The 26480-nt window shown below is 50.4% G+C and carries 19 protein-coding genes, 2 rRNA genes and 1 pseudogene; 11 read left to right on the top strand and 11 right to left on the bottom strand.

Annotated features, from left to right (window positions below; all coding sequences use genetic code 11):
• From ACLHG7_RS09895 to ACLHG7_RS09865, 7 genes are all read left to right on the top strand, one after another.
• Positions 1 to 306, top strand: a 23S ribosomal RNA gene (locus ACLHG7_RS09895); the annotation flags it as partial.
• Positions 307 to 532: 226 nt separating this feature from the next.
• Positions 533 to 647: ribosomal RNA gene (gene rrf, locus ACLHG7_RS09890) — 5S ribosomal RNA — on the top strand.
• A gap of 182 nt (positions 648 to 829) precedes the next feature.
• Complete coding sequence (locus ACLHG7_RS09885) at positions 830 to 1753, top strand: LysR substrate-binding domain-containing protein (protein ID WP_410210852.1); 924 nt, start codon at positions 830 to 832, stop codon at positions 1751 to 1753.
• A gap of 182 nt (positions 1754 to 1935) precedes the next feature.
• On the top strand, positions 1936 to 4254 hold the full coding sequence (locus ACLHG7_RS09880) for a TonB-dependent receptor plug domain-containing protein (RefSeq protein ID WP_410210851.1): 2319 nt from the start codon (positions 1936 to 1938) through the stop codon (positions 4252 to 4254).
• Positions 4251 to 5129, top strand: a complete 879-nt coding sequence (locus ACLHG7_RS09875) for a metallophosphoesterase family protein (RefSeq protein WP_410210850.1) — start codon at positions 4251 to 4253, stop codon at positions 5127 to 5129. The genes ACLHG7_RS09880 and ACLHG7_RS09875 overlap by 4 nt, the downstream gene beginning before the upstream one ends.
• 29 nt (positions 5130 to 5158) lie before the next feature.
• Entirely contained in the window at positions 5159 to 6463 is a 1305-nt protein-coding gene (locus tag ACLHG7_RS09870; protein WP_410210849.1) for a spinster family MFS transporter, read from the top strand.
• A 9-nt stretch (positions 6464 to 6472) separates the two neighbouring features.
• The gene (locus tag ACLHG7_RS09865) at positions 6473 to 7054 is read left to right on the top strand and encodes a histidine phosphatase family protein (RefSeq protein WP_410210848.1); all 582 of its coding nucleotides are present in this window, start codon (positions 6473 to 6475) and stop codon (positions 7052 to 7054) included.
• Between the two features lie 30 nt (positions 7055 to 7084).
• On the opposite strand, the gene ACLHG7_RS09860 is transcribed toward ACLHG7_RS09865, so the two are convergent.
• From ACLHG7_RS09860 to ACLHG7_RS09840, 5 genes are all read right to left on the bottom strand, one after another.
• Positions 7085 to 7858, bottom strand: coding sequence for a ferredoxin--NADP reductase (locus ACLHG7_RS09860; protein ID WP_410210847.1), 774 nt, complete (start codon positions 7856 to 7858; stop codon positions 7085 to 7087).
• A 19-nt stretch (positions 7859 to 7877) separates the two neighbouring features.
• Entirely contained in the window at positions 7878 to 8906 is a 1029-nt protein-coding gene (moaA, locus tag ACLHG7_RS09855; protein ID WP_410210846.1) for a GTP 3',8-cyclase MoaA, read from the bottom strand.
• A 1-nt stretch (position 8907) separates the two neighbouring features.
• A complete protein-coding gene (gene fdxA / locus ACLHG7_RS09850; protein WP_410210845.1) occupies positions 8908 to 9246 on the bottom strand; it encodes a ferredoxin FdxA in 339 nt (112 codons plus the stop codon).
• The gene (locus ACLHG7_RS09845) at positions 9243 to 11534 is read right to left on the bottom strand and encodes a molybdopterin-dependent oxidoreductase (protein ID WP_410210844.1); all 2292 of its coding nucleotides are present in this window, start codon (positions 11532 to 11534) and stop codon (positions 9243 to 9245) included. Before ACLHG7_RS09845 ends, fdxA begins: the two co-directional genes overlap by 4 nt.
• 227 nt (positions 11535 to 11761) lie before the next feature.
• Positions 11762 to 12787: an AraC family transcriptional regulator gene (locus ACLHG7_RS09840; protein ID WP_410210843.1), complete on the bottom strand. Its 1026-nt coding sequence runs from the start codon at positions 12785 to 12787 to the stop codon at positions 11762 to 11764.
• Between the two features lie 250 nt (positions 12788 to 13037).
• Between ACLHG7_RS09840 and ACLHG7_RS09835 the strand changes: the two are divergent.
• From ACLHG7_RS09835 to ACLHG7_RS09825, 3 genes and pseudogenes are all read left to right on the top strand, one after another.
• Positions 13038 to 14507, top strand: a pseudogene (locus ACLHG7_RS09835) (flavin-containing monooxygenase); the annotation flags it as partial.
• A 192-nt stretch (positions 14508 to 14699) separates the two neighbouring features.
• On the top strand, positions 14700 to 15539 hold the full coding sequence (locus ACLHG7_RS09830) for an alpha/beta hydrolase (RefSeq protein ID WP_410210877.1): 840 nt from the start codon (positions 14700 to 14702) through the stop codon (positions 15537 to 15539).
• A 357-nt stretch (positions 15540 to 15896) separates the two neighbouring features.
• On the top strand, positions 15897 to 17171 hold the full coding sequence (locus ACLHG7_RS09825) for a GGDEF domain-containing protein (RefSeq protein ID WP_410210842.1): 1275 nt from the start codon (positions 15897 to 15899) through the stop codon (positions 17169 to 17171).
• A 74-nt stretch (positions 17172 to 17245) separates the two neighbouring features.
• On the opposite strand, the gene ACLHG7_RS09820 is transcribed toward ACLHG7_RS09825, so the two are convergent.
• Both ACLHG7_RS09820 and ACLHG7_RS09815 read right to left on the bottom strand, forming a co-directional pair.
• Positions 17246 to 18109, bottom strand: a complete 864-nt coding sequence (locus tag ACLHG7_RS09820; RefSeq protein WP_410210841.1) for a metal-dependent hydrolase — start codon at positions 18107 to 18109, stop codon at positions 17246 to 17248.
• 42 nt (positions 18110 to 18151) lie between these two features.
• Positions 18152 to 19036, bottom strand: coding sequence for an SDR family NAD(P)-dependent oxidoreductase (locus ACLHG7_RS09815; protein WP_410210840.1), 885 nt, complete (start codon positions 19034 to 19036; stop codon positions 18152 to 18154).
• A gap of 147 nt (positions 19037 to 19183) precedes the next feature.
• On the opposite strand from ACLHG7_RS09815, the gene ACLHG7_RS09810 reads away from it, so the two are divergent.
• Positions 19184 to 19813 (top strand): TetR/AcrR family transcriptional regulator, encoded by a 630-nt coding sequence (locus tag ACLHG7_RS09810; RefSeq protein WP_410210839.1) that lies wholly within the window; start codon positions 19184 to 19186, stop codon positions 19811 to 19813.
• 167 nt (positions 19814 to 19980) lie between these two features.
• Here ACLHG7_RS09810 and ACLHG7_RS09805 read toward each other — a convergent pair whose 3' ends face one another.
• From ACLHG7_RS09805 to ACLHG7_RS09790, 4 genes are read right to left on the bottom strand one after another with little or no spacing between them, the layout of a single operon-like run.
• The gene (locus tag ACLHG7_RS09805; protein WP_410210838.1) at positions 19981 to 20328 is read right to left on the bottom strand and encodes a copper-binding protein; all 348 of its coding nucleotides are present in this window, start codon (positions 20326 to 20328) and stop codon (positions 19981 to 19983) included.
• A 54-nt stretch (positions 20329 to 20382) separates the two neighbouring features.
• A complete protein-coding gene (locus ACLHG7_RS09800) occupies positions 20383 to 23529 on the bottom strand; it encodes an efflux RND transporter permease subunit (protein ID WP_410210837.1) in 3147 nt (1048 codons plus the stop codon).
• Positions 23526 to 25079, bottom strand: a complete 1554-nt coding sequence (locus ACLHG7_RS09795; protein ID WP_410210836.1) for an efflux RND transporter periplasmic adaptor subunit — start codon at positions 25077 to 25079, stop codon at positions 23526 to 23528. Before ACLHG7_RS09795 ends, ACLHG7_RS09800 begins: the two co-directional genes overlap by 4 nt.
• On the bottom strand, positions 25076 to 26392 hold the full coding sequence (locus tag ACLHG7_RS09790) for a TolC family protein (protein ID WP_410210835.1): 1317 nt from the start codon (positions 26390 to 26392) through the stop codon (positions 25076 to 25078). The genes ACLHG7_RS09795 and ACLHG7_RS09790 overlap by 4 nt, the downstream gene beginning before the upstream one ends.
• Positions 26393 to 26480: the final 88 nt, after the last annotated feature.

The following is a 26480-nucleotide window of genomic DNA, read 5'->3' as shown; positions in this document are numbered from 1 at the left end:
TGAGACAGTTCGGTCCCTATCTACCGTGGGCGTTGGAGATTTGAGAGGATCTGCTCCTAGTACGAGAGGACCAGAGTGGACGAACCTCTGGTGTTCCGGTTGTCATGCCAATGGCACAGCCGGGTAGCTATGTTCGGAAGGGATAAGCGCTGAAAGCATCTAAGCGCGAAGCCCACCTCAAGATTAGATCTCCCAGGGGTTTACCCCCTAAAGAGCCGTTGAAGACTACGACGTTGATAGGTTCGGTGTGGAAGTACAGCGATGTATGAAGCTAACGAATACTAATTGCTCGTGAGGCTTGACTATACAACACCCAAGCGGTTGTTGTATGAGGCTTTAAAGGTTATAGATCAAAAGCGCAATCTAGATAAGTGAATTGCACGCTTGATTCGGATTTAGTATCATAGACGCCATAAACAAAGCATCATGATAGTTAACGACAACTCAATCAGCCCAATCTGTAAGATTGGTGACTTAGTAGAAGCAGCAAAAGGATTACCTTGAGCATGCGACTAAAGCGCCTAACAGTTGTGCTGACGACTATAGCAAGAGTGAACCACCTGATCCCATCCCGAACTCAGAAGTGAAACCTCTTTGCGCCGATGGTAGTGTGGCATTCGCCATGTGAGAGTAGGGCATCGTCAGCTCATTATTCCAAAACCAAAACCCCCACCTCTTATAAAGGTGGGGGTTTTGGCTTTATACGAGTTAATATTTTTCCTCTTAAAATATTCTCACGCCTATCTAAAAACTTTTTTAATCAATCAAGACATCAAGCTGCAATCTAACAGTCATACGATAAAAGTCCATCCGTCTCGGGTCTAAGATCATGCTTAAGCGTCGTTCTCCGCCGTGGGGTGCTATAGAGGCATTTATCGTTGCTAGCCGTCGTGCCGCAAGCTTTAAAGATGCGGCCTCCCAGCTCGCCTTGAGCCCAGCAGCGTTTTCACGTCGCATTCAAATGCTGGAAGAACATGTCGGGGTTAAATTGTTTAATCGCATCGGTCAGACACCGACATTAACCGCGGCTGGGGAGCGTTATCTACAACGTTTAGAACCCAGCTATGAAGCGATGCGCGCTGCGACGGAGTGGATGGCACCGGATGCTGAACGGCGCGCATTGCGTCTAGGTGTTTCCCAATCTTTTGCCGTAAGCTGGCTAGTTCCTCGTCTTCCCGATTTTTATCAGAAAACCAAGGGCATTGAATTGGTCATACAAACTTGTGCGGATAATGTTGATTTGACCGGTGGAGCTGCAGATTTACGCATTTTGTATGGCCATGGCGATTGGCCGAATTTCACTTCGCAAAAATTATTTGATTTGCAGGCTTTTGTGGTTTCAGCACCGATGCTGATGGGCGGCATGCCTGCACCACGATCAATCGAAGACTTACAAGATGTGCCACTATTGGAGTTGATTCATCCCCGTAATCAGTGGTCCGAATGGTTGTCGCAGGCGGGTTATACCGCGCCTTTGCGTGAACCACGTTATTTTGACAGCGCGCAAGTGATGTACGAGGCGGCGAGCCAAGGGCTAGGTGTGGCGCTGGGCGTATCCCCACTGGTTGATTCTTTTTTAAAGAGTGACCGTTTACAGGTTGCTTTTAACTCGGTTCAACCGCTATCAGGTGCCTATCATCTGGCAGCACTTCCCGAAGTGCGACGTCATCCCGCAGTTCAGACACTGTGGCAGTGGTTAATCAATGATCCCTCCTGTATCGCGTTTCCAAAACTAAAAAGTCTGGCGTCTTAAAGAAGTAGATTAATTTTATTACAAATATTTTTAAGGGCTTAGGACTGTTTCTTTAGTCAGTTGTGTTTTGCGCAATTGCGATTGCTTGATCATTGATTGATCAGTACGTGCGGATAAACGACGATGCATCTGCCCATTTTAGATGGCTTTCGCTGTTCTATCTGACGAGAAAGAGAAATCGCATGCGCCTTAAAATTTTATCGACCATGATTGGTCTGCCTACTGTGATCGCGACGCTATTAGCGACGGAGACGGTTTGGGGGGATGAACAAAATCAACAATTGGATACGGTCGTTGTCACCGGAACCCGTTCTGCAGGCCGTACCGCACTGGCATCTTCAGTTCCTGTAGACGTCATCACTAGCCAGAGGCTGCAAGCCACAGGATTTAGTGACCTCGCCCGGGCGCTTGAATTCACTGCACCATCGCTGAACTTTCCACGTGCACATACGACCCCTTCCGCCGCCAACACGCGCGCGATTACCTTAAAAGGATTATCACCGGATGAAGTCTTGGTGTTGATTAATGGCAAACGTTGGCATCCTTCCGTGGTCATCAATACTAATTTTGCGGTGGGGCGTGGTTCAGCGCCCTATGACTTAAGCACGATTCCTCTTGCTGCGGTGGATCACGTAGAAATCTTACGTGATGGTGCTGCTGCTCAGTATGGATCTGATGCGATTGCAGGTGTAGTCAACATTATTTTACGCAAGGATTCTTCTGGCGGGTCTTTGCAGACCAGTACGGGGATTACGGATCGTGGCGATGGAGCATATGGCGACATCGCGGTGAATAAAGGCTTTGCTGTGGCAGATGGCTATATCAATGTCACGGGTGAAGTATTGAAGCAGCAAAGTACCAATCGCGCCGCAGTAGACCAGCGCTATGACCGCGTCACTTATCAAATCGGTGATCCTGATGCGCTGAATATCAATCTGGCAGCCAATGCAGCCTTTCCCGTGCTGAATGACAGTGAGCTGTATGTAACAGGACTCCTCTCACGAAAAGACAGCACGAACGTCGCGGGTTTTCGGACACCTGGCACATCACCGTTGTTTCCCAATGGCTTTGGACCACAGGTAAATCCCATTTTGCTCGATAGCGGCTTAACTGTGGGGCTACGCGGTATTTTGACGGAGGAGGTCAAGTACGATTTAAGCAATACCTTTGGCGCCTCTAATGCGGACTTTAGGGCTGACAATACCGCTAATATTACGCTCGGCAGTAAAAGCCCAACCTCTTTTGATGCTGGGTCTGTGAATTATTTGCAAAATACTGTGAATGCGAGTATCAGCCGCGCCCTCCCTGAAATTCTTGCCGGGGGTAACCTGTCGCTTGGTGTGGAATATCGGTATGAAAAATATCAGATCAAGTCTGGAGAGTTTACATCGTATACGGGTAGTGGTGCCGCGGGTTTTCCCGGTTTTAATCCGCGAATTCCAGTCGATAATAATCGCGATGCCACAGGCGCTTTTGTTGACCTTGATCTGAAGCCGCTAACTTGGTTGACCTTGGGTGCGGCTGGACGCTTTGATCACTATAGTGATTTTGGTAATGCGACGACGGGTAAATTCACCATGCGTGCCAAGGCGAACCCGTGGCTGTCCTTACGAGGGTCTGTGGGCACCGGTTTTCGGGCGCCGTCCTTGCAGCAGCAGTTCTACAGTTCAACCACCAGTGTGGCCAATGGTGCCAATAAAGCCATCGTCAATGTCGGGACGTATCAAGTCGGCGATCCCATCGCACAAGCCTTAGGTGCAACGCCGCTTCAAGCTGAAAAATCGCAGAGCGCCAATATCGGAATTGTCCTGACCCCGCTGCCCAAGTTATCACTGACCGCAGATTTCTTCAGAACCGATATTGATCATCGGATTGCGCTCAGCGATGCCTTAACCGGACCTGCTGTCCTCGCCGCGTTAAAGAATGCAGGTGTGAGTGATGTGCAACAGGCCGCATTTTTTACCAATGCGGTCAATACACGTACCCAAGGGTATGAAGTTGCCATGAAGTATTTGGGCAATCTGACCGATACGGTCAACTATGGGGTGTCAATGAATTATGCCCATATGCCAACCCAGATTCGATCCATCGCCGCAAATCCAAAATTACCCACGCTGCCTTTGCTGAGCCAACATTCTTTATTACTACTGACCGCGGCACAGCCTGGCGATAAGTTGACGTCCCAGTTTAAGGTCTCAGATGGTATCTATGAGGCGATACTTGATGTGACGCGTTATGGGGAATACACCGATGCTCCAATTTTAGATCCCCAGACCTTTGGTGCTGAAGTGGTCGTGGATCTGGCCGTGTCCGCACGTTTAAGCCAAATGGTGAAGTTGACAGGTGGCATCCTGAATTTGGCCAATAGCTATCCCGATAAGCTTGCCCAGCAAGATGTGGCGTTTAAATCTTTTGGTGGAAGTTTTAAGTATGGTGAGGAGTCTCCGTTTGGGATTTCGGGGCGTACGTTCTTCCTCAGCCTCAATGTGGATTTGCCATGAGAATAGCCATTATCACAGATACACATCTTGCCCCTCATGCCGATGCATTTAATCAGAATTGGTTAAAGGTTCAAACGTGGATTCAGCAGGCTGCAGTAGATCAAGTGATTCATCTGGGGGATATCACTGCGGCGGGGAGTGATGATTCTCAGCATCTGGCTTTTGCACATGCCAAGCTGAATGAATTGAGTCTCCCGCTGCATGTTCTGCCAGGGAATCATGATGTCGGGGATAATCCGAATCAATATAGTCATCACGAGGAACAATGGATCAATGCTGATCGTTTGACGCATTATCGCGCTATTTTTGGACCGGATTACTGGGCTATCACAGCGGGTCATTGGCGTTTATTCGGGCTTAACGCACAACTGTTTGGACGGGGTGGGGAAGCTGAGCAACAGCAATTTGAATGGCTTGAGCAAGCACTGAGTCTGTTAAATGATCGCGCCAGTGACGATCCCAATCCAATAGGGGTGATGCTGCATAAGCCGTTGTTCCGTCAAGATCCCTCGGTTGAGGACAGTAGTGGTCGCTATTTACTCCTTGAAGCCCGAACAAAGCTGTTGCAACTGCTGACAGGCTTTGATGTGCGCTTTGTGCTGAGTGGTCATACCCATCAATCGCGTAGCATTCATATTGATGGGGTTCAGCATGTCTGGGCACCTTCAACGTCGTTTTGCATCCCAGATGCGGTACAAGAGCCTATTGGCCAGAAGATCGTTGCGGTGATGACGCTGACTTTAGCGGATGATCAGCATTACTTTGAAACGCATGAGGTCGCAGGATTGGTACGCCATAATTTATTGGATCAAATGGAAGTCTATCCTGAACTGATTGGCATGAAGGCCAAATTAGGCAAGGCCGGTGAACTATGAATCTGCATCATAGTCTAACGAAGACTCGCATGCGTGCTGCCTATTTGGTCGCTTTACTGACCTTTGCCTATACCTTGTCCTTTATTGATCGGCAGATCTTAAGTCTGCTGGTTGAGCCGATCAAGCATGATCTGAGTCTAAGCGATACTGAGATCAGTGTGCTACAAGGCTTGGCTTTTGCGGTTTTTATGGGGATTGGTGGTTTACCGATTGGAAGACTGATCGATCGTAGTCGACGCATGAGCATTATCACGGTTGGCATCGCTTTTTGGAGTGTTATGACAGCGGCCTGTGGTCTCGTGAAAGGCTATACGGGATTGCTGTTCTGCCGTATGGGGGTTGGGCTTGGGGAGTCGACGTTAACTCCTGCCGCTTATTCGGTAATCAGCGATAGTGTATCGCCGAGACGACTTGGGCTCGCCATTGGGGTTTATTCGATGGGTGTTTATATAGGCGCTGGGCTTGCCTTGATTATTGGTGGTGCTGTGATTGCAAGACTCCCTGTCGAGACGATGGTTTTACCGCTATTGGGGGTGATGCGTCCGTGGCAAGTGGTGTTTGTTGCGGTAGGTTTACCAGGAGTACTGGTGGCCTTACTCATGATGACGGTTCGCGAACCGATGCGACGTCATGATGAATCCTTCGCGGTGAAAATCCCGTTAAGCCAAGTCTTTCATTATCTGCGTGAACATCGATTCGCATTCACCAGCCTAATTTTATGTCAGTCCTTCGCGGCAATGTCCTCTTATACCCTGAATGCATGGGCAGCCAGTTTTTTTATCCGCAGTTATGGTTGGAGTGCTGCACAGACCGGGCATGCCTATGGGATAACCATTGTGGTCAGCGGCATACTGGGTGTGGTGATGGGTGGTTTGCTGGGGGATCGTTTGGTGGCAAAGAGATTTGTAAGTGGGCGGATAAGTCTTATGGGGGCTGCCATGATCTGTGCGATTCCTTTTGCGGCCTGTGCACCGTTGATGACGAATCCGCATTCAGCGCTGCTGATGCTTGGTGCGGTTACTTTCTTGATCACGCTTGCGATTGGTACGGGGCCGACGGCACTGCAAGAGTTATTACCAAATCGGATGCGCGGAACCGTGAATGCCATGGCGGTGCTTACCGTCAATCTGATTGGTCTTGGGCTGGGACCGACCATCGTGGCGTTACTCACCGATTATGTCTTTGCTGATCCGCTGAAACTGCGTGATGCTTTGGCTTGGGCGGTGCCTTGCATGATGATCATCTCTGCCATTTTTGCAGGCGTGGGTCTTAAGCCCTATGCACGAAGTCGCGGCTTGCGTCGACTCAACCAACAATCTGTTTCAAATGCGTGAGTCATATTGATGCCAAAGATTTATTTAATACGCCATGGGCATGCTCAAACAAGCAATCTGGGTGAAAAAAATCCCGCACTGGATTCTGTGGGTGATCAGCAAGCCATTGAGATTGTCCGTGATTTAGACGGGCTTGATCCGTGCCCCATTTGGACGAGTCCACTACGTCGCTGTCGTCAAACGGCTGCGCCGTTGGCATACCGATGGTTGGCTACTCCGATCATTGAGCCTTCTGTGACAGAGGTCCCTTCACCGATGCAAGATCCAGTCATCCGTTCAGCGTGGCTGATGCAGATGTTAACGATGTCTTGGCCAGAGATGGCGAACGCAGGGGAGCAATTAAGGGCGGGTTATGCTGACTCATTGAAGGATTGGCGTGAAAAGATGCTCTATGCGATTCTCAGTTGTCGTGAAGATACCGTAATTTATAGTCATTTTTTCGTGATTAATGCACTGATTGCACACGCCACCCAAGAGGATCGCGTCGTATGTGCCATGCTGGACTATGGTTCGATCACGGTCTTTGATGTTGAGCACCATAGGCTCAGGCTTGATCGGATCGGTAGGCAAATGGTCAGTCATCTGCATTAAGCTGATGACAGACCCCCTTCTTTTGCGGATTTATTTCTCAACAAATGCCCGTTCGATGACATAGTCACCCGGTGCATGACTAGTGCCTTCGACAAAACCACGTGCCTCCAAGATCTCGACCAGATCCTTGAGCATGCTCGGGCTACCACAGATCATGATGCGGTCTGTCTCTGGGTTGAAGGGCGGTAGTCCGATGTCTTCAAAGAGTTTGCCCGATTCAATCAGATCGGTTAAACGTCCTTGTTTGTCAAAGTCTTCACGGGTGACCGTCGGGTAATAGATCAATTGATTACGGATCAGGTCCCCAAAGTGCTCATGAGCCGGCAGGTCTTCTGTGATGTGTTCAAAATAGCCCAATTCGTTTTTCCAGCGTACACCGTGGGTCAGGATTATTTTTTCAAAGGCATCATAAAATTCTGGATCACGCACCACGCTCATGAATGGCGCCAGTCCGGTGCCTGTGGAGAGCAGGTATAGATTTTTGCCGGGTTTGAGATTGTCGATGATCAGTGAGCCCGTGGGCTTACGGGAGACCAAAAGGGTGTCACCCACTTTGAGATGCTGTAAACGAGAGGTGAGCGGACCTTCCTGAACTTTGATGCTATAGAACTCGAGATGGTCTGAATAATGGGCACTGACCACGCTGTAGGCGCGCATCAGCGGTTTGCCATTGACCTCAAGACCAATCATCACAAATTGCCCAGTTTTAAAACGCAGGCTCGGGTCGCGAGTTGTGGTGAAGCTGAATAAAGTATCGTTCCAATGATGAACACTGAGTACGGTTTCATGGGCCATATTAGACATGGAAATTTCTCATCAAAGTCTAGCCACCCGTCATGTTCATAAAGCGAACAATCTGGGGTGGCTCGTCGAGGTTAAAATAATGGGTTTCGGGTTTTTTGGGTATCGCATTCCGAATCGCCTCTTGCAAAAATTCTTGGTCATGGGGGTGATTGCGCAAGACCTGTCGTAGGTCAACGGCATCTTCATTCCCGAGACAGAGTAGCAGACGCCCCTCAGCGGTGAGGCGGACCCGATTGCAGTCCCCACAAAAATTATGGCTGTGTGGTGAAATCACCCCAATACGCACGTCACTGTCTGCCATACGATGATAACGTGCTGGACCTCCGGTTGTCTCCTGTGTCGGCACTAAATCAAACTGTTGTTTGATGATGCTGAGAATCTCGGCACTTGAGATATGAGCTTGTGCGCGATCATGTTCATCAATGATTCCAAGCGGCATCTCTTCGATAAAGGTGAGATCCAGTTGCTCACGTCTGGCGAAATGCACCAGATCCAGGATTTCATCATCATTGCGTCCGCGTAAGATCACACTGTTCAATTTGATCCGTTCAAAGCCTGCATCTTGTGCTGCATGTATGCCATCCAAAACATCATGCAGATGACCCGTGCGCGTGAGTTCATGAAAGCGTACTGGATTTAGGCTATCAAGGCTGATATTGATCCGATCAAGGCCTGCTGCTTTAAGAGGAAGCGCAAATTGCTGAAGGCGGGCACCATTCGTAGTCAGCGTGAGCTCCGTTAATCCATCTAATTGCGCCAAGCGTTCAACCAGAGTAGGCAGATTGGCTCGAACAAGCGGCTCTCCGCCAGTTAAACGAATTTTGCTGACGCCGAGCGCTACAAATGCTGCGGACACCTGATAGAGCTCTTCTAAACTCAAGATTTGAGCTTTGGGCAAAAAAGTCATGTCTTCTGCCATGCAATACACACAGCGGAAATCACAGCGATCCGTAACCGACAAGCGCAAGTAAGTAATTTGACGACCAAAGCGGTCAATCAATGTCGGTGTTGTTGCTTGCTTCTCGGTTATCGGATGGCTGGATCCCATGTCAGGCACCGTTGCGATCTAACTGAGCCAGTTTACCTGCGATTTTGGTCCACTTTTCATGATCGGCAAGCGCGGGTTTTTGCTGGGTAATTTGTGTCCAGTTGGGATGCTTGGCCAAGACAGCATTTAAGTTGACGAACTCCATTTGATCTGCGGGAACTTCGTCTTCAGAGCGGATGGCATCAACTGGGCACTCCGGTTCACACAAGGCGCAGTCGATACATTCATCGGGATCAATGACCAGGAAATTAGGGCCTTCATAGAAGCAATCGACAGGGCAGACCGATACACAGTCAGTATGTTTGCATTGAATACACTCTTCCATCACGACAAAGGTCATACTGCTTGCTCCAGATTAATTTTTTCGACTTTACGAATGTTCACAGGTACATGTTTATGAAAGGGGGTTTTAGACAAAGGATCACAATGGCTGCCTGCAGTAAGGCGATTGAGCTCGGGTCCAATCGGCTCACTGCCTTGATAGCGCATGCCATAGCCATGCGGTAGGGTGACCATGCCACGGCGCACCGCATCATCAATCTCAATCACCACATTGATCATGCCCGTTTCGGATTCACACGTGGCGTGAGAGCCGTTTTCCAGTTCCAGATGTTTGGCATCATCGGGATGCATACGCATCGCACCATGCGGATCGACTTTACGCCAAGCGGGATTACGGTAAATCTGATTGGCGTTATAACTGCGACGTTCGCCTGCCATGAGGATAAATGGGTAATCTGCACCCGGCATCACTTCGGATTTCAATGCACGAAGCTCGCTGAACATTTCAGGAATCGCTAGATGTACGCGTTTATCTGGGGTTTTAATGAGCGACCACGTATCTTTGAATTCGTGCTTGCTGAGTAAGGTGCCAGCCCGGTTAGTGAGAATGGCATTGAACAACACTGTACCGAGCGTCAAACGATTACCCTGATAACCCGCTCGGCGTACCGCTTTGTAATGGGTCTGGGCATATTGAATGGCAAGGGGCAAGAGAGGCGCTGCTGCTGCGGCATCATTGGGTAGTGCTTTACCCAAGGTGCGATAGACGATGGATGCTGCAAAGGGAATCCATGCTTTGTTACGTGCCAGCGTCGCACCGATGGCGCCCATATAGCCGAGATGATTAGAAACTTGAGGTTCATGCTTGGCGATACGCTCCAGTAGTGGAAAGCGCTCTGGCAAAATGCCCATCTTTTCAAGCAGTCGGGTATAGATTTCGGGTTCGCCCAGTGATTCGCCGAGTTTCGGAAAGAGGGCATGACGCAGATGGAAAGCATTTTCTGGAAATTCCAGATTGAAGCCGGTCGCTTCCCACTTTTCAAATTGTGAGGCTGCGGGGAGAACATAATGCGCCAGACGAGCGGTCTCCGTCATCGCCACATCAATCACGACCAGAAGCTCAAGTTTTTTGAACGCGCGTTCATAGGCTTGGGTATCCGCATAGGTCATGAGCGGGTTAGCACTGTCGACAAACACCGCGCGGATACGGTCCTCGCCAGCATGCTCGATCTCATCGGGCAGAATATTGGGAGGATAGATCCCCGCGATCGGGTGCATTTGGTGGTGGGCCGTCAATTTTAAGGATTTGCCGTTCTTTTTCTTACGCTCATCGGTATGGCCGAGGATCGGTAGCAGGAACGAATGGAGATTATTGCCGCCTTTTTTGCCGAAGTTACCGGTAATCAAATACAGCAGTTTTTCCAGATAACCGTTCAATGTGGTGTGTAGAGTCTGTTGTATACCCAGATCAATACGCACACATGCGGTCTTGGCTGTAGCAAAACCGCGTGCCACGCGTTCGATTTCTGCCAGCGGGATATCCGCACGCTGGGCATAGTCTTCAACAGAGATTGCGAGTAATTCCTGCTCAAGTTCTTCAAAGCCTGTGCAGTGCTTTGCGATGAAGTCACGGTCATGTAGTTTTTCACGCATGATAATCGCCAGCATCGCGGACATCAGGTAGGCATCGGTGCCGGGTTTCAGTTGCAGATGTATATCGGCTTGTTTTGCTGTTTCGGAACGACGGGGGTCTATGACCACCATGGTCCGATTCGGGTCTTTTTTGATTTCTTTTAACGTGTCGCGGGCATTCGGGATACCGTGAGCCTGAAAAGGATTGGTGCCGATAAACAGGACATAATCCGCATGCTCGACATCTTCAGTGGTATGACAGGTTTGCCGACCAAAGAGACGGCCATTGACCCAGAAATCTCCCGTTTTTTCTTGTCCGAGTGCATTGTAGGCGTAGCGGCTTTTCATCGCGGCGAGGATTTGGCGACTATAGGCACCGCCGATGTGATTGCCTTGACCACCTCCACCAACGAAAGCAAAAGCATCACCGCCATGTTGCGTGCGTATGCTCAGCAATCTTTGGGCGATGTCACCAAGTGCTTCATCCCAACTGACTCGAGTAAATGTGCCATCCGCTTCCCGTTTGAGTGGAAACTGGAGCCGATCGCCATGATTTTGATAGTGTTCTAGTCGTGCTGCTTTTTGGCAGATATAGCCTTTGGTGAGTGGATGATCTTTGTCACCACGAATCTTGGTGAACTTACCATTTTCGATTTCGACCTCTAGGCCACAATTACGTGAGCAGAGGATGCAGGCGGTTTTATCCATAGTCATGGCGAGATCCTTATAGAAAAGGGTTTTCTAGTTTTAACGAAGTGATCATTAGCTAACCACGACGGTAAGCCAATCAAATGAGTAAGTCAATTCTAAAAAGGAACTATTCGGTCACGGTTTTTTTATTTAAAAAAACTAATATAAAACAATTTATTAAAGTTAAACATTATTGTTGGAATAGGATCTATTTTGATGATGTCTGATCCATTTGTTTCTAACAGTGATCCTTAATCCCCCGATAACCCTTTGCGATAGGCATTAGGAGCGACACCGTACCACCGTTTAAAGGTTTGTGAAAAACTGGACGCGTCGCTAAAGCCAAGCCGCTCAGCAATCTCCGTCATTGAGATTTGTGCATCCGAGAGCAGTGTCTCGGCCAAGTTCCGGCGCACTTCTTCCAAAAGGTTTCGAAAAGACGTCCCCTCTTCTTTGAGATGTCGTTTTAACGTTCGTTCACTGGTGTGTATCAGTTTTGCCATCATGGTTAAATCAGGCCATGTATTGCCTTGTACGGTTAGGTATTGGCGTACGATACTGGCTGTGCCAGAGCGGATTTGGCGGCGTTCAAGCAGCTCACGACAAAGTTGTTCGCACATGGACGCTGTAATGGTATTGGCCTGTGGTAGCTGCTGATCCAGTGCAGCCCGGTCAAAGGCTAGACTATTGAGTGTCGAGCTATAGTGAGGTGGTATCCCAAAAATTCGTTCTACATCGTCATAATTCTGCGGGCCATGCTGGGCTTTGGCGTGGAAGGTCAAGCGGCGAAGACCAAAGTCGGCACTTGAGAGCTCATGTAATAGGACGGCGGCTGCGGCCATGTCGCGCTCAACGAGAAACTGTTTCACATGCGGTTCAAGATCAGGTTCGCCAAAGCTTAAGATGCCCAAATTTCCTTCCTCGTGGTAGGTGATCAGGGTGAAGGCATAGGTGAGTGGGATAAAACGTAAGGCGAGTGTCAAGGCGTCGCGGGTCGTGGCACTGCTAATCAGTCCATAGCCCCAGATGCCGTATGTCGAAAAATGATAGCGCAGCCCGACTTGTAGACCGAGGCGGTCGTCGGGGAGCAATTTCAATAAGTTTTCGATTACGCGTAGCTCTTGGCTGGCGGAGATCTCTGCATTGGGATGATCAAGGCTATCGAGTTTGAGCGTGGTACCCTTTAATAGACTGAATGGGGAAAGTCCGTGCTCTACTCCAAAATCAAGCAGTAAACGCGTACTGGCCGAACCACGCATAAAGTCCCAAAAGTGCATTGCAAGGTGCCTTGTTCACGTAGATATTGGCCTAAAGCATAAAGACAGTTGTTTGTTCAGGCAATGGCAGCGATCCAAAATATTGGCCTAAAATATAAAGTATCTGTCCCATTCTCCTATTCAACTCTGGCACAGATTCACATAGTCTTTCAGTCTATGATGCAGCAGTCCGGATGTGATGAATCCATTCACATAAGATGACCTGCATGCCAAAACGATAAACCACTCATGAAAGAATTTGATTATGCACATGTCTGATCTTAAACACGCAAACCATTCGGCCCCCCTTTCGGCCATTATTATTGGGACTGGATTCGGGGGAGTTGGCATGGCCGTGGCTCTACGCAAGCAGGGCATTGAAAATTTCCGTATTTTGGAGCGGGCGCAGGACGTGGGTGGTGTCTGGCGCGATAACAGCTATCCGGGCGCTGCGTGCGACGTACCGTCACATCTTTACTCTTTTTCTTTTGAACCCAATCCGAATTGGTCACACGTGTTTGCCCCACAAAAAGAAATCTACAGCTACCTTCAGCACTGTGCACATAAATACGACCTTCTGCGTCATATTCAGTTCGGTGCCGAAGTGGCAGGGGCTGAGTTTGATGAGGCGCGTTCGATATGGCGTGTGACATTGGTCGATGGGACGACGCTTGAGAGTGCGATGCTCATTACTGCGACTGGGCAATTGAGTCTCCCTGCATATCCTCGCCTGCCGGGAATTGAAACGTTTAAAGGTCACACGTTCCATTCCGCACATTGGGACAGCCAGTACGCCTTGAGTGGCAAACGGATTGCAGTGATCGGGACCGGTGCCTCAGCCATTCAGTTTGTGCCAGCCATTGCCGATCAGGTTAAACAGCTCAAGGTTTTTCAGCGCTCACCTGCGCATATCATTCCACGTCCTGACCGTGCGTATAGCAAATTTGAACACACGCTGTTTGAGCATGTGCCGCAGGTCATGAAGGCATATCGCACTGGGATCTATTTGCAGTATGAATCGCGTGCCATTGCATTTACCAAGTTTAAAGGGTTGATGAAAGTTGCGGTCGGGATTCCAGCGAAGCGATTACTGGCGAAGCAAGTGCCGGATGCAACGCTACGTGCAAAACTATTACCAGACTATCCAATCGGTTGTAAACGGATTTTGCTGTCTAGCGAGTATTTAGCCACGATGGCTAAGCCCAATGTTGATCTGATCACCGATGGCATCAAGCAGATTACTGCGGACGGCGTTGAGACCGTAGATGGCAAGCATCATCCTGTTGATGCGATCATCTATGGTACTGGTTTTGCGGCGACTGAGTTCTTATCACCGATGCGTATCCAAGGTCGCAAAGGACTCAACCTCAATGACGCTTGGCAAGGAGGCGCTGCGGCATACCGCGGACTAACCGTGCCTGATTTTCCAAACTTCTTTATGCTGTATGGCCCCAATACCAATCTTGGGCATAACTCGATTGTATATATGCTGGAAAGCCAGATCGAGCATGTCATGCGTTGCTGGAAAACCATGCAGGCGACACAAACCAATACCGTTGAAGTCGATGCAACGCGATATCAGCAATATAACGGTCATATCCAACAGCGTTTAGTGAACACAGTATGGAATGGCTGTAAGAGTTGGTATGTTGATGCGACAGGGCATAACAGCACCAACTGGCCTGGTTTTACTCTGACGTATCGCTGGTTGACCAATCACGCCAGCCTGCAGGCTTATACATTCAGTAAAGCAGAGCAATCATCAGGTTTTGGCGAGGTCGATGTTGTTGCGATTGCGGAACCTCAGGGCAGTGCTGAACAACTCAAAGCGCGATTTTTGCGCGGTTTTCTACGTACAGGTTTTCGCACCCTGATTGGCCCTCCGTTTGGGGTGGTAAGCCAGCGCCGTGTTGTGAGTGCGCTCTCTCAATTGATGCCAGGCAGAAGCGGCACGCTCAAGTCGCAAGTCACGGTTGACGGCTTATCGATCGAAGTGATCACTCCTGAACAAGCAACATCAGACAGTGGCGTAATTTTGTATTTGCATGGTGGTGCATTTTGTCTGGGCGCGCCTGCGACCCATCGCAGTATTACGACGCATCTCGCGGTCAATGCGGGCATGTCTGTTTGGGTACCTGATTATCGTCTTGCACCCGAGCATCCTTATCCTGCGGCACTGGATGATGCTGAGTCGAGCTATCACGCGCTGCTGAAACAAGGCTATAGCGCAGATCAAATCGTGATTGCTGGGGACTCTGCAGGTGGTTCACTTGCGATTGCGTTGGGCTTACGTTTACGTGATCAAGGGGCTTTGCTGCCAGCAGGCTTACTCTTGCTTTCACCCGTTACCGACAGCACCCTGAGTGGTACTACGCTAAAAACCCATCAGCGTAAAGACCCGATGATTCGCCTAGGCTGGTTACAACAAGGGTTAGGCTGGTATGCGAGTCAAGATGCATCCGTGCATCAGCCGTTAGAGCAGAACCTGCGCGGGCTACCGCCGATGCTGATCCAAGTGGGCGATCAGGAGATCCTCCGTTCTGATTCGACCCGTTTAGCCGAACACGCGACCCAGTGTGGTGTGGATTGCAAACTTGAAATCTACTCCGGGCGCTGGCATGTGTTCCAGTTGCAATCTTTCTACTTGAGTTCAGCGAAGCTGGCACTGCATCGTCTTGCCGATTTCGCTAGAGCCTGCGTGAAGGCGCAATCCGAAGAGCACGTTGCCTTACCATCGCTCGATCTGGCTGCGGTACAGGCAGATACCCCTTAATCTAAAAGAGACGTTAATCTGCATAAGAAAGAGGGCTTCCATCTGACGGAAGCCCCTTTTTTTAAAAGCAACGATCGCTCACCAAATGTCGCGAATGAGCGATTGATTAATGATCAGATATGCGTTATGTTGATCGAAAATCAATATGCTTTGTTCAGCATCCATGTGTCAGAAGCAATGCTTGTTCATTGCCGGATCCATAGTGATGTAGAGCCAATCCACCCAGCAGTCCAGCATGGATGTTGCCCTGCTCAGACGTATCAATCGCTCACTCTAAATTATGATTTAGATCGGTCGTCTTTTTTGAAAAAACACAATCAATGAAAAGAGCAGGTGACATTTTAGGGGCTTTGAATCATGAAATATTTCACACCACCAAGCAGTTATTCCGAAACTGAAGCGCAACCTCCAGAAGTCTGCCGTAATGGCATAGCGATTCAACAGACATTTCACCATATCAAAAAACGACATAGTTTTCTGCGCAAGCGTCTGGTTTCGATACTGGAGTGGAGTCGTGTCGATAAAGGCATTTTTATTCTGGTGATGTTGACCCCCTATTTTTTGCAATATTTCTTGTGGTCTGGCTATGTTTTGAATCATTCGGAGTTGCATGGCATCGTTAATATTCCCGTTCTGTATAGCTACCTATGGATCCAGGCCATCTTGGTCGTCATGGGATGCGGTATCTTGGGATTCGGATTGGTGATGCGTCGCCGAAAGCCAGACGCTGTTTTTTTCCAATATCTTGTTTTGCAATTCTTTTCACTCTCCATGATTGCAATGTTCTACTACGTTGGTCCGTTATCGTTTAGTGCAGGGTTGTTTTTGCTTGGTGCACCCGTCTGGGGGCTGATTTTGCTGGATCGTAAGCCTGTCTGGTGGGCCACGGGGATTGCGGTCGCTGCACTGCTGGGTTTGGGCTATGCCGCCGCCTACACTGTGTTTCCACATGCATCGTTGATGATTCCGCCGACGGATCAGGCCGGGCGTGTGTTCTGGATGAATTCAACCGTGTACTTTAATGCGCTGTTTTTTATTTTGATCCTCGTGATGGCGGATCAAATGCTGGCGTGGTGGCATGCACGTGAGGACAATATCCGTGAGTTAAGCCGTACCGATGCACTCACAGGAGTTCACAATCGTCTCAGCATCTTAGATTTTCTGAATCATGAAGTGGCTCGAACCGTGCGTATGAATACCCCCTTGTCTGTGGTGATTTTAGATCTGGACCATTTTAAAAGGGTGAATGATGATTGGGGGCACCCTGTCGGTGATCTGGTTTTACAAAGAACCGCTGAGGTTCTCCAGCAGAATATTCGGGATATTGATGCACTAGGTCGCTATGGCGGGGAAGAATTTATCATCGTCTTGCCTGGCGCTGATCACGGAGAGGCGCTGAACATCATTGAGCGTTGCCGTATTGAGCTTGCACGGGCTGAAATACTGACAGAGTCTAATCATTCTATTCGCGTTACCGCAAGTTTTGGCTTTGTGTGTGTGAGTGGAGTACCGATCGAGCCACATGTCTTGATCAAAACGGCGGATCAAGCACTCTACACGGCGAAGAGTAATGGTCGTAATCGTGTTGCATCCATGGAGGTTTCCACCAGTCGTGAGGAAGTGTTGGTCTAGTGGTGTTGCTCACTTTTTTTAGCCATAGCATGGGTGAGGATGACTGATGGTTTTACACACCATCAGTCATCCGATCAATCGAACAATGCTTGAGGAACCGCATCATTGGTTAGTTGTTTGAGTAATGCCAATCCTTGGTTGCGGAGTGCGCTGCTATCGACTTGCGCGGGATGATAATCACGGCGATAGTACGCCAAATAATGCGGCAGCATCCCTCTAAAGAATCCATTCTTACCCAGCATTGTGCGAAATGCTGTACGCATGGCCGTTGTATTGGTCAGCTCATTGGTCGCACGCAGTAATTCCACCGTATGTAGTCCAGTAAAGAAGGTAAATAAGACTGAGACGGTCGCCATTTCACTGACCCGCAACCAGTAGTTATTCACTTGCTCCTGATAGACATCGAACGCGACCGATTTGTGTTCGCTTTCTTCAATGGCATGCCATAACCACAATGGACGTAGGCCCTCATCCATTTTTTCCAGCAACTCGGGCGAGCTTAAAATCTTTTCTGCAAAGAGCGCGGTGAAATGCTCCAGCGCACAGGTCTTTGCCAGCATGCGCTCAGGGGACAGTCTTTTTTCTTGAAACGCGATGCCTTTCTTCACGAAGGCCATGACATCGTCGATGGGCAATCCTTTGCGCGCCATGAAGGCATTAAAGGCTTCATGTTCCTTGCCATGATTGGCTTCCTGACCGATAAAGGCGCGCACGTCTTGCTGTAATTGCGGGTCGCGGATGCCGTCTTGAAAACGCCGTACTGCACGGATAAACATGCGTTCACCTTCTGGAAAGGTGCAAGAGAGGGCAGTCATCAGCATGGAAAGATAGGAGTTCTGTTCGAACCAGAATTTTGGGATCGCATCGTCAAATTCAAAACCCATCCGCCTGACGGGGATGTCTGGTGTACCGAGCGTTGTTTGAAGGGCTGTAGACATGATAAACCTCTATTGATGTTGAGTTTATTGCAGTATTTTTTATTAGATCCGCGATGAATCCTGAATAGGCTTATCCAGCAGTATATGCTTGGCGATATCGGGATTAATCACCTGTTCTGAATCAGTATCAATCCCACGTGCGGCGATGTGCCCGACTAAGCGACCAAAAATAGACAGTTCTATCGGAATCATTGCATAACGCGGATGAATAACACGATCTTTACCATTTTGAATCGCTCGAATCACGGCCTGTGCTGTGCTTTCAGGGGATACGAGTTTCGGGGCACGTAACGGACCTTTGCGCAGTGGTAAAAACTGATCATTTTGTCGAGTTGGGGTATCGGTACCACCAGGAATCACTTCCAGCACGTGGACAGGCGAGTGGCTTAGTTCATGTCGGAGTACTTGAGTTGCGCGAGCCAGTGCTGTTTTCGAGGCGCAGTAAGTACCGAGCAGCGGCATGGGTACGGCTTGCAGGGTGGAGGTGACATTCACGATCAGGCCATAACCTTGGCTGCGCATTTGCGGGACCAGAGCATGGGTCAGCGCCAGCGGTGTCCAAAAATTGGTTTCAAAAACAGCTCGTGCTGCAATATCATCACCGACCACATATTGTGCGCCGATGATACTGGTGCCGGCATTATTGATCAGGATATCAATGCTGCCCAATGCATGGAGTGCCTGTTCTGCGATAGATTTTGCCACCCCAGATTGGCTGAGATCCGCGCAAAGGATGACAGGGCGTTTGCCACCAAGAGCAACGATCTCGTCAGCGAGTTGCTCAAGCAAAGAAGCGCGTCTTGCGACCAGAACCATGTGAACTTGATGGGGTGCTAAGGCCAGCACAAGTGCGCGTCCAATCCCACTGGATGCGCCTGTGAGAAGGATACGTTTATCTTTCAAATCATGGGTTTTAGTCCGCAGCATGACGCCTCCTGATTCAAATTGTGCTATATTGATTTTGAATCAACTTTACTGTAATACGCTATTGATCGAAAATCAATATGCAGATTGATTAAAAATCAATATTGATTTTTATTTCAGCAAAATGCTTTTTTTGACTCTGGACTTTTTATGCCTGCGATTGCTCCTGACCGCCGTGAATTACTTTTAGATGCTGCTCAGGCTTTATTTGCGGAGCGCCCGTTCGATGCGGTTTCCATCGCCGATATCACGCAACGTGCTGGCGTGGCGTTTGGTCTGGTTGCACATTATTTCGGATCAAAACGGGGGGTTTATGTCGCCTCGATGCAGGCGATGGCGGATCAACTCCGTGCTGTGCGGGATCGACCGCCTGAGCAAGATGACATGGCGATTGCCCTACAAGTCGGTATCCGTCGCCATATAGCGTATCTTGAAGAGCATGCGGTCGGCTTTCGGGTCTTGATGCGGGGTGGGATCGGAGCGGATGAGGAAGTCCGGCAGATTGTGATGAGATTACGCTGGGAAGGCGCTGAGCGGGTGATGATGGCTTTAAATGTTAATCATCCCATTGGCCCTGAGCTCTATACCGCGATGTATGGTTGGGTTGGATTTCTCAATGAATCGATGCTGGCATGGCTTGAACAGAAAGCCTTTCCACGTGAGCAGTTTGCGACCATGATTATTACAATGCTGGTTGCGACCCTGCGAACCGTTATGGTGATGAATCCGCACACGGGAATTGATCCGCGCTTGCTTGATCGATTGGAGGGGAAATCTTAGTCCCTTTTGTTTTTAGACGGACATCGGGTATTCCCATCAGTGAGTAAGCACTGACTAGAGGGCATGACCTTTCCTAGCCAGTTATTGAAAAAATAGAATTTATCGAAATTTTATGCTTCAAGAGCACTACAACTTCGATAAGATCAGTGAAACCAACCATTCATGATTTACTTTGCTACCGAGATTGCGGTCACGATCTGTTTAGTCCCTTCCGAGGTCAATTCAAAGTTGACCTGCTGTCCGGCTTTAACACCACCAAGTAGCTTATGGTCAGCCACTTTAAAACCCATGCTCATTGCAGGCCAGTTCAGTTCTTTGATCGGCTGGTGATTCAAAACAATCATGCCACTCTTGTCATCAATGCTCCTGATGATGCCGACACCATGAGCCACTTTGGCGTCTTTAGCAGATGTCATGCGGCTCATGTCCATATCATTCATCCGGCTTTGCGCCAGCGTAGAGAGTGACGTACCCATCATCAGGGTGGCCAAAATAGAAAGCGTTAATGTATTCATTGCAATATCCTCAGGATCGTTAAAAGCACCACGGTTGATAAAATAGAGACAACATCAGGCTTGTGCAGCCTTGCTTGTACGGCGACGCATCAAGTGATACGCAGCCGGTATGACAAACATCGACAATAAAGGTGCGGTGATCATGCCGCCGACCATCGGGACGGCAATGCGACTCATGACCTCTGAGCCTGTACCGCTGCCCCACAGGATGGGAACCAGTCCTGCCAGAATCACCGCCACCGTCATCGCTTTTGGACGCACGCGAAGGACTGCACCTGAACGAATGGCATCGTCCAGATCAAGGTGATTCAGAGGCGTGTTCTTTGATTGAGCCTCGGCATGGGCAATGGCTTGTTTGAGATAAAACAGCATCACCACCCCAAACTCGGCGGATACTCCGCCAAGGGCAATAAAGCCCACGCCTGTTGCGACCGATAAGTTGTCGCCGAGCAAATACAGAAACCAGACTCCGCCGACCAGCGCAAAAGGTAAGGTCACCATGATCAAGGTGGCATCGGGGACATTCTTAAAAATCAGATAGAGCAAGACAAAGATAATGAACAGGGTTGCGGGAATGACCAGTTTTAAGCGGGCGTTGGCGCGCTCTAAAAACTCAAACTGACCCGAATAGCTGATGCTCATGCCCGCCTTGAGCTGGACGTGTCTGGAGAGGGTTTGCTTCAGATCGGCAACCACCGAGGACAAGTCACGTCCACTCACGTCGATATAGACCCAGCCGCTGGGTCGGGCATTTTCACTCTTCAGCATCGGCGGACCATCGCTGATGCTGATATTCGAGACGGTCCCCAGCGTGATCTGTTGACCGCTACCAGTCAGGATCGGTAGATTGCGCAGCCCTTCCAGAGAGTCGCGAATTTCGCGTGGGTAGCGTACGTTGATGGGATAGCGTGCCAGTCCTTCAACAGTCTCGCCTACATTCTCCCCACCAATCGCAGAGGAAATGATGCGCTGAACATCGGCAATATTAAGTCCGTAGCGCGAAGCGGCAATGCGATCGATTTTGACATCGACATAACGTCCTCCGGTGAGACGCTCGGCCAGTGCGGAACTGACTCCGGGAACGCCTTTGGCGACTTGCTCAATCGATTGAGTCACGTGGTCGATATCGGTGAGGCGGGTTCCTGAGACTTTGATGCCGATTGGACTTTTAATGCCGGTCGCCAGCATATCGATCCGATTGCGGATGGGCGGCACCCAGAGATTGGTCAGACCCGGCACCTTGACCACGCGATCCAGCTCATGGATGAGTTTGTCTGGTGTCATCCCCGTGCGCCATGTGGCACGTGGCTTGAACTGGATCGTGGTTTCAAACATTTCCATCGGTGCCGGATCGGTTGCGCTTTCCGCACGACCAGCCTTGCCAAACACGGTCGCGACTTCAGGAACCGTTTTGATGAGACGATCGGTTTGCTGAAGTAGCTCTGCGGCTTTAGCGGTTGACAGTCCAGGCAGCGCCGAAGGCATATAGAGCAAGTCTCCTTCATCCATCGCCGGCATGAACTCACCGCCCAGTTGGCTGATCGGCCACAGCGCGGAGAGGAGGATGAGCAGCGCCATGCCAATGGTGGTTTTTGGACGACGCAGGACCGCATCCAGCATCGGGCGATAGAGACGGATGAGTCCGCGATTGAGAGGGTTCTGGTCTTCACTGGGCAGTTTGCCGCGAATCCAGTAGCCCATCAGCACGGGAACCAGTGTGATGGAGAGCCCGGCTGCGGCTGCCATGGCATAGGTTTTGGTAAACGCCAGCGGCGCAAACAGGCGACCCTCCTGAGCTTGAAGGGTAAAGATTGGAATGAACGACAGTGTGATAATCAATAAGCACAGAAACAAGGTCGGACCCACTTCGCTTGCGGATCGGGCGATAACGGACCAACGTGCTTCGCCGGTTAATACGTCATTGGGATGTTCGTGTTGCCATTTCTCTATATGTTTGTGAGCATTCTCAATCATCACCACTGCGGCATCGACCATCGCGCCAATGGCGATGGCAATACCGCCCAGCGACATGATGTTGGCATTGATGCCTTGATAGTGCATGGCGATAAATGCGCACAGAATCCCTAACGGCAAAGACACAATGGCGACGAGCGCTGATCTGAAATGCCAGAGGAATAAGCCGCAGACCAATGCCACCACCAGAAACTCTTCGAGCAGCTTGTGGCTGAGGTTGTCGACGGCTCGATCAATCAGTTGGCTGCGGTCATAGGTCGTCACAATCTCAACACCCGCAGGCAGGTTTTTTTGCAGTTCAGCCAGTTTGGTCTTGACGGCGGCAATGGTCTCACGGGCATTTTTGCCAGCACGCAGGATGACCACGCCGCCGACAGTTTCCCCTTGACCGTTGAGCTCGGCAATGCCGCGCCGCATCTCAGGTCCAAGCTGAATCGTTGCGAGCTGGCCGAGCGTGATGGGGATGCCATTGGCCGATGTGCTGAGGGGGATATTGCGAAAGTCATCTAGGGTTTTCAAATAACCGGACGCCCGCACCATGTACTCTGACTCTGCCATTTCAAGGACTGAACCGCCGGTTTCCTGATTGGCTTTTTGGATGGCATCGATGATCTTGTCCAACGGAATACGTAGCGCCGCCATTTTGATGGGATCAAGTACGACTTGATATTGCTTGACCATGCCGCCGATGCTGGCGACCTCAGCGACATTGGGCAGGGTTTTGAGTTCATATTTCAGGAACCAGTCCTGTAGACCGCGAAGCTGTGCAAGGTCGTGCTGTCCTGTTTTGTCCACCAGCGCATATTCATAGACCCAGCCTACACCAGTGGCGTCTGGACCGAGCGATGACTTGGCTGTTGCAGGCAAGCGTCCCTGAACCTGATTGAGATACTCCAGCACCCGCGAGCGTGCCCAATACAGGTCGGTGCCTTCATCAAAGGTGACGTAAACAAACGAGTCACCAAAAAAAGAATAGCCACGTACCGTCTTTGCACCAGGGACGGAGAGCATGGTGGTGGTAAGCGGGTAGGTCACCTGATTTTCAACAATCTGCGGCGCTTGACCGGCATAGCTGGTGCGGATAATCACTTGCACATCAGACAAATCGGGCAGGGCATCGATGGGCGTGTTTTTGACCGCCCAGACGCCCCATGTGGCAATGAACAATGCCGCCAGCAACACCAGAAATCGGTTCGCGATCGAGCCATGAATAATCCGTGCAATCATGGCTGATCTCCCGCAGGCGACGAAGCGTGGCTCTGTGCGTTGTCCAGCGTGGCTATGACATTATCATCTTTAACGTGATTAAAGCCAAAATTGATCTGATCGCCCACGTGGATGTTTGTTTTGTGCAGTGTGTCGGGCAGCTTAAAAGTCATGGTCATTGCACCCCAGCCGATGGCGGGGATCGGCTGATGGGAGATGGTGATCGCTTGTGCGCTGATCTCTTCGACTTGGCCGATACTGTGATATTGTGATGATGGCGGTGTGACGCTTGGCTTTGCCTGCATCGACATGTCGTTCATGGCTTCAGATGACTTTTGGGCTGCGTTCATCCGCGCAAGCACCCCTTGTAGGCGGGCTTCTGAATCAATCAGGAATTGTCCTGATACCACCACGTTCTGCTCATCTTGTAGGCCGCTGACAATCGCGATCCGACCATTGCTGGCGGCTCCCAGTTGGACTTCGACAGGGACAAAGTGCCCATCCGCTTGTGCCACAATGAGGATGTTGCGGGTCCCCGTACGAATCACGGCTTCTTCGGGGACGAGGAACTGGGTTTGTTGCGCGCCGGTTGGCAGATGAACTTGAGCAAACATGCCGGGCTTCAGCAAACCCTTGGCATTGGGCAGCTCAATGCGTACGCGTAGTGTGCGACTGTCCGTATTCAGGTCTGGGAGGATGGTGATGACTTTGCCATGAACGGTCATCGTTGGATATGCCGTCAACTGGGCATCGATCGCGCTGCCTGTGCTTATCCCGCCGAATTGTGCTTCAGGGACGGCTGCTTCCAGCCAGACAGGGTCTAATCCATTGATTCTGACCAGCGTCTGTCCTGTACTAAGCGTCATTCCTGATCGGACATCAAGGCTTTGAATCACCCCGCCGATGGGCGCGGATAAGGTGAGGGTGGCTTGTTTTCGTCGGGTCTTTTCGACCCGTGCGATGAGGTCCGAGGGCATCCCGAGCAGTTGCAAGCGTTGCCTTGCGGCTTGGATGAGCGCGGAGTCGCCCATGTTGAGTACTGCCAGAAATTCAATTTGGGCAGCCGCCCAATCGGGTATGAGCACATCCGCAATCGGCGCACCGCGAGCAATGACATCCCCCGCCGCCCGTGCATATACGCGCTCGACAAAGCCATTGCTGCGGGCTTGCAGCACGGCAACCTGTCGATCATTGAGCTGGATCGTGCCTGTAACCGTGATGTCGTCCTTGAGTGAGCCGTGTTCTATGGGAACAATACGCACGCCGAGATTTTGGGTGATCCGCGGATCGATTTTGATCCCGCTTGTCGTGGAGGGGCGATCCCCATCGGCGGTTTTGGCGACCAGTTGCATATCCATAAATGGCGATTTACCGGGGTGATCGAAATGCTGGTCGGGCTTCATCGGATCATACCAATACAGCACTTTGGCATTGGATTTCAGCGTGGCTGGCGTCTCTGTGCTGCCCGAGAGATGACGTGCTGACCAGTAGCCGATACCACTGCCGATGCCGAGCCCCAGTCCGGTGAGGGCAATGACGAAGACGCCGAGTTTCATTGATTGAGACGTCATTGAATGTTCGCTCCTTGCAGGTCAGGTGTTGTGGTCATGTCGCCGTAGCTGTAGTAGAGCTGTGCCGCAGTGACGGCACGCATGTTTTCAAGCGTGATGATTTTTAGCTGTTGCTCGATCCATTCACGGCGGGCGGTCAGCACCATGCTGAGATCGGCTTTGCCTGCCTGATAGCTGGCGAGTTGTAAATCGACTTTTTGCTGAGCCAGCGGCAGACTGATGTGATTGGCGCGATCGAGTTGCTGGCTTAAGGCGGTGTAATCCGCCAGATCGTTTTCCAGCATATGGGCATGCTCACGCAACATCACTTCACGCTGGGCATCAATTTGCGCCTGTTCGGATTGGGCAGCCATGATCAGCGGATCGACCCGATGCGCAGAAAAGATCGGCAGTTCATAGGTGAGTTGCACGGCGATCATGTCGCCAAACTGAGGGGCGCGGTGGAGGTAACCAAACTCCACGCTCATGTCTGATTTTTTGAGGGATCGCGCTGCCGCAAGTTTGGCATCCGCCAGTTGTGATTCCGCCGCAAAGGCTTGCAGCTCGGGATGGTGGTGGAGATGTTGATGCAAGTGCTCTGCATCAATCGTGAGTGCAGGCGCATCAGGTGTCAGGATGGGATCACTGCTGGGCGCGGTTGAATCGATGCCCAGATATCGACGTAAGGCTGCTTTGGCTTTGGATAAGTCCCGTTGCAAATCATCGCGTTGATCCGCAAGTTGTGCCGCCTCCTGCTTGGGCAGCAGCCCATCGGTCACTGATCCGCGACCTGCTGCAATCTGGGCATGGACAGCTTGGGCAAGCCGTTGATTTTCATTGAACAGCGTATCGAACAGGGCCACTTTGCGTTCGAGGTAATAGCGGTTAAACCATGCGGTTGCTGTATTTTCTCGAATCTTGAGCCGGGTAATCGGCAGTTGTGCAGTAGCGACTTCAATACTCGCCTGACTAATGTCGATTTGTGCCCGTCGTTTTGCGGCGTTGGGGGTATCTTGCATGATGCCGATTTTCTGCATCGTCATATTGTCCCGCGTGAGTTGCCCTGCTTCGGCACCCGTCACGGGGAAATTATCCAGACCCGCAAACACTTTGGGGTTGGGGAGTGCGCCGGCGGGTATGGATGTCGATTGTGCGGTATCGATTTGAGCATGATTGGCGATCAGCTCCGGGGCGTTTTGCTCGGCCAGAGTGAGCGCTGCATCGAGTGACAGCGGTACTGCATCAGCCAGACCCGTGATGAATACGAGCACGACAGGCAACAAATATCGTAGGACAGGTCTGATCGAGACCCGATGAATTAAAAATGGAGACATGCTCTCATTCCCTAAAAAGTATAGGCACACGCATGCGCGTGCATACAGCTCAAAGGATCAGATCCAATGAACCACTAAATCGATAGGA

The sequence above is a fragment of the Aquirhabdus sp. genome, assembly GCF_046462495.1.
Lineage (GTDB): Bacteria > Pseudomonadota > Gammaproteobacteria > Pseudomonadales > Moraxellaceae > Aquirhabdus.
Note: the sequence above shows the minus strand (reverse complement) of the source record. Positions and strands in the feature narration are given on the sequence as shown.

What these genes read in the sequence shown, in the direction of transcription:
- ACLHG7_RS09805 (WP_410210838.1), bottom strand. Translation starts at nt 20,328, where the DNA reads ATGAATACATTAACGCTTTCTATTTTGGCCACCCTGATGATGGGTACG.
- ACLHG7_RS09830 (WP_410210877.1), top strand. Translation starts at nt 14,700, where the DNA reads ATGCCAGGCAGAAGCGGCACGCTCAAGTCGCAAGTCACGGTTGACGGC.
- ACLHG7_RS09800 (WP_410210837.1), bottom strand. Translation starts at nt 23,529, where the DNA reads ATGATTGCACGGATTATTCATGGCTCGATCGCGAACCGATTTCTGGTG.
- ACLHG7_RS09815 (WP_410210840.1), bottom strand. Translation starts at nt 19,036, where the DNA reads ATGCTGCGGACTAAAACCCATGATTTGAAAGATAAACGTATCCTTCTC.
- ACLHG7_RS09840 (WP_410210843.1), bottom strand. Translation starts at nt 12,787, where the DNA reads ATGCACTTTTGGGACTTTATGCGTGGTTCGGCCAGTACGCGTTTACTG.
- ACLHG7_RS09795 (WP_410210836.1), bottom strand. Translation starts at nt 25,079, where the DNA reads ATGACGTCTCAATCAATGAAACTCGGCGTCTTCGTCATTGCCCTCACC.
- ACLHG7_RS09875 (WP_410210850.1), top strand. Translation starts at nt 4,251, where the DNA reads ATGAGAATAGCCATTATCACAGATACACATCTTGCCCCTCATGCCGAT.
- ACLHG7_RS09880 (WP_410210851.1), top strand. Translation starts at nt 1,936, where the DNA reads ATGCGCCTTAAAATTTTATCGACCATGATTGGTCTGCCTACTGTGATC.
- ACLHG7_RS09790 (WP_410210835.1), bottom strand. Translation starts at nt 26,392, where the DNA reads ATGTCTCCATTTTTAATTCATCGGGTCTCGATCAGACCTGTCCTACGA.
- moaA (WP_410210846.1), bottom strand. Translation starts at nt 8,906, where the DNA reads ATGGGATCCAGCCATCCGATAACCGAGAAGCAAGCAACAACACCGACA.
- ACLHG7_RS09860 (WP_410210847.1), bottom strand. Translation starts at nt 7,858, where the DNA reads ATGTCTAATATGGCCCATGAAACCGTACTCAGTGTTCATCATTGGAAC.
- fdxA (WP_410210845.1), bottom strand. Translation starts at nt 9,246, where the DNA reads ATGACCTTTGTCGTGATGGAAGAGTGTATTCAATGCAAACATACTGAC.
- ACLHG7_RS09870 (WP_410210849.1), top strand. Translation starts at nt 5,159, where the DNA reads ATGCGTGCTGCCTATTTGGTCGCTTTACTGACCTTTGCCTATACCTTG.
- ACLHG7_RS09810 (WP_410210839.1), top strand. Translation starts at nt 19,184, where the DNA reads ATGCCTGCGATTGCTCCTGACCGCCGTGAATTACTTTTAGATGCTGCT.
- ACLHG7_RS09820 (WP_410210841.1), bottom strand. Translation starts at nt 18,109, where the DNA reads ATGTCTACAGCCCTTCAAACAACGCTCGGTACACCAGACATCCCCGTC.
- ACLHG7_RS09825 (WP_410210842.1), top strand. Translation starts at nt 15,897, where the DNA reads ATGAAATATTTCACACCACCAAGCAGTTATTCCGAAACTGAAGCGCAA.
- ACLHG7_RS09845 (WP_410210844.1), bottom strand. Translation starts at nt 11,534, where the DNA reads ATGACTATGGATAAAACCGCCTGCATCCTCTGCTCACGTAATTGTGGC.
- ACLHG7_RS09865 (WP_410210848.1), top strand. Translation starts at nt 6,473, where the DNA reads ATGCCAAAGATTTATTTAATACGCCATGGGCATGCTCAAACAAGCAAT.
- ACLHG7_RS09885 (WP_410210852.1), top strand. Translation starts at nt 830, where the DNA reads ATGCTTAAGCGTCGTTCTCCGCCGTGGGGTGCTATAGAGGCATTTATC.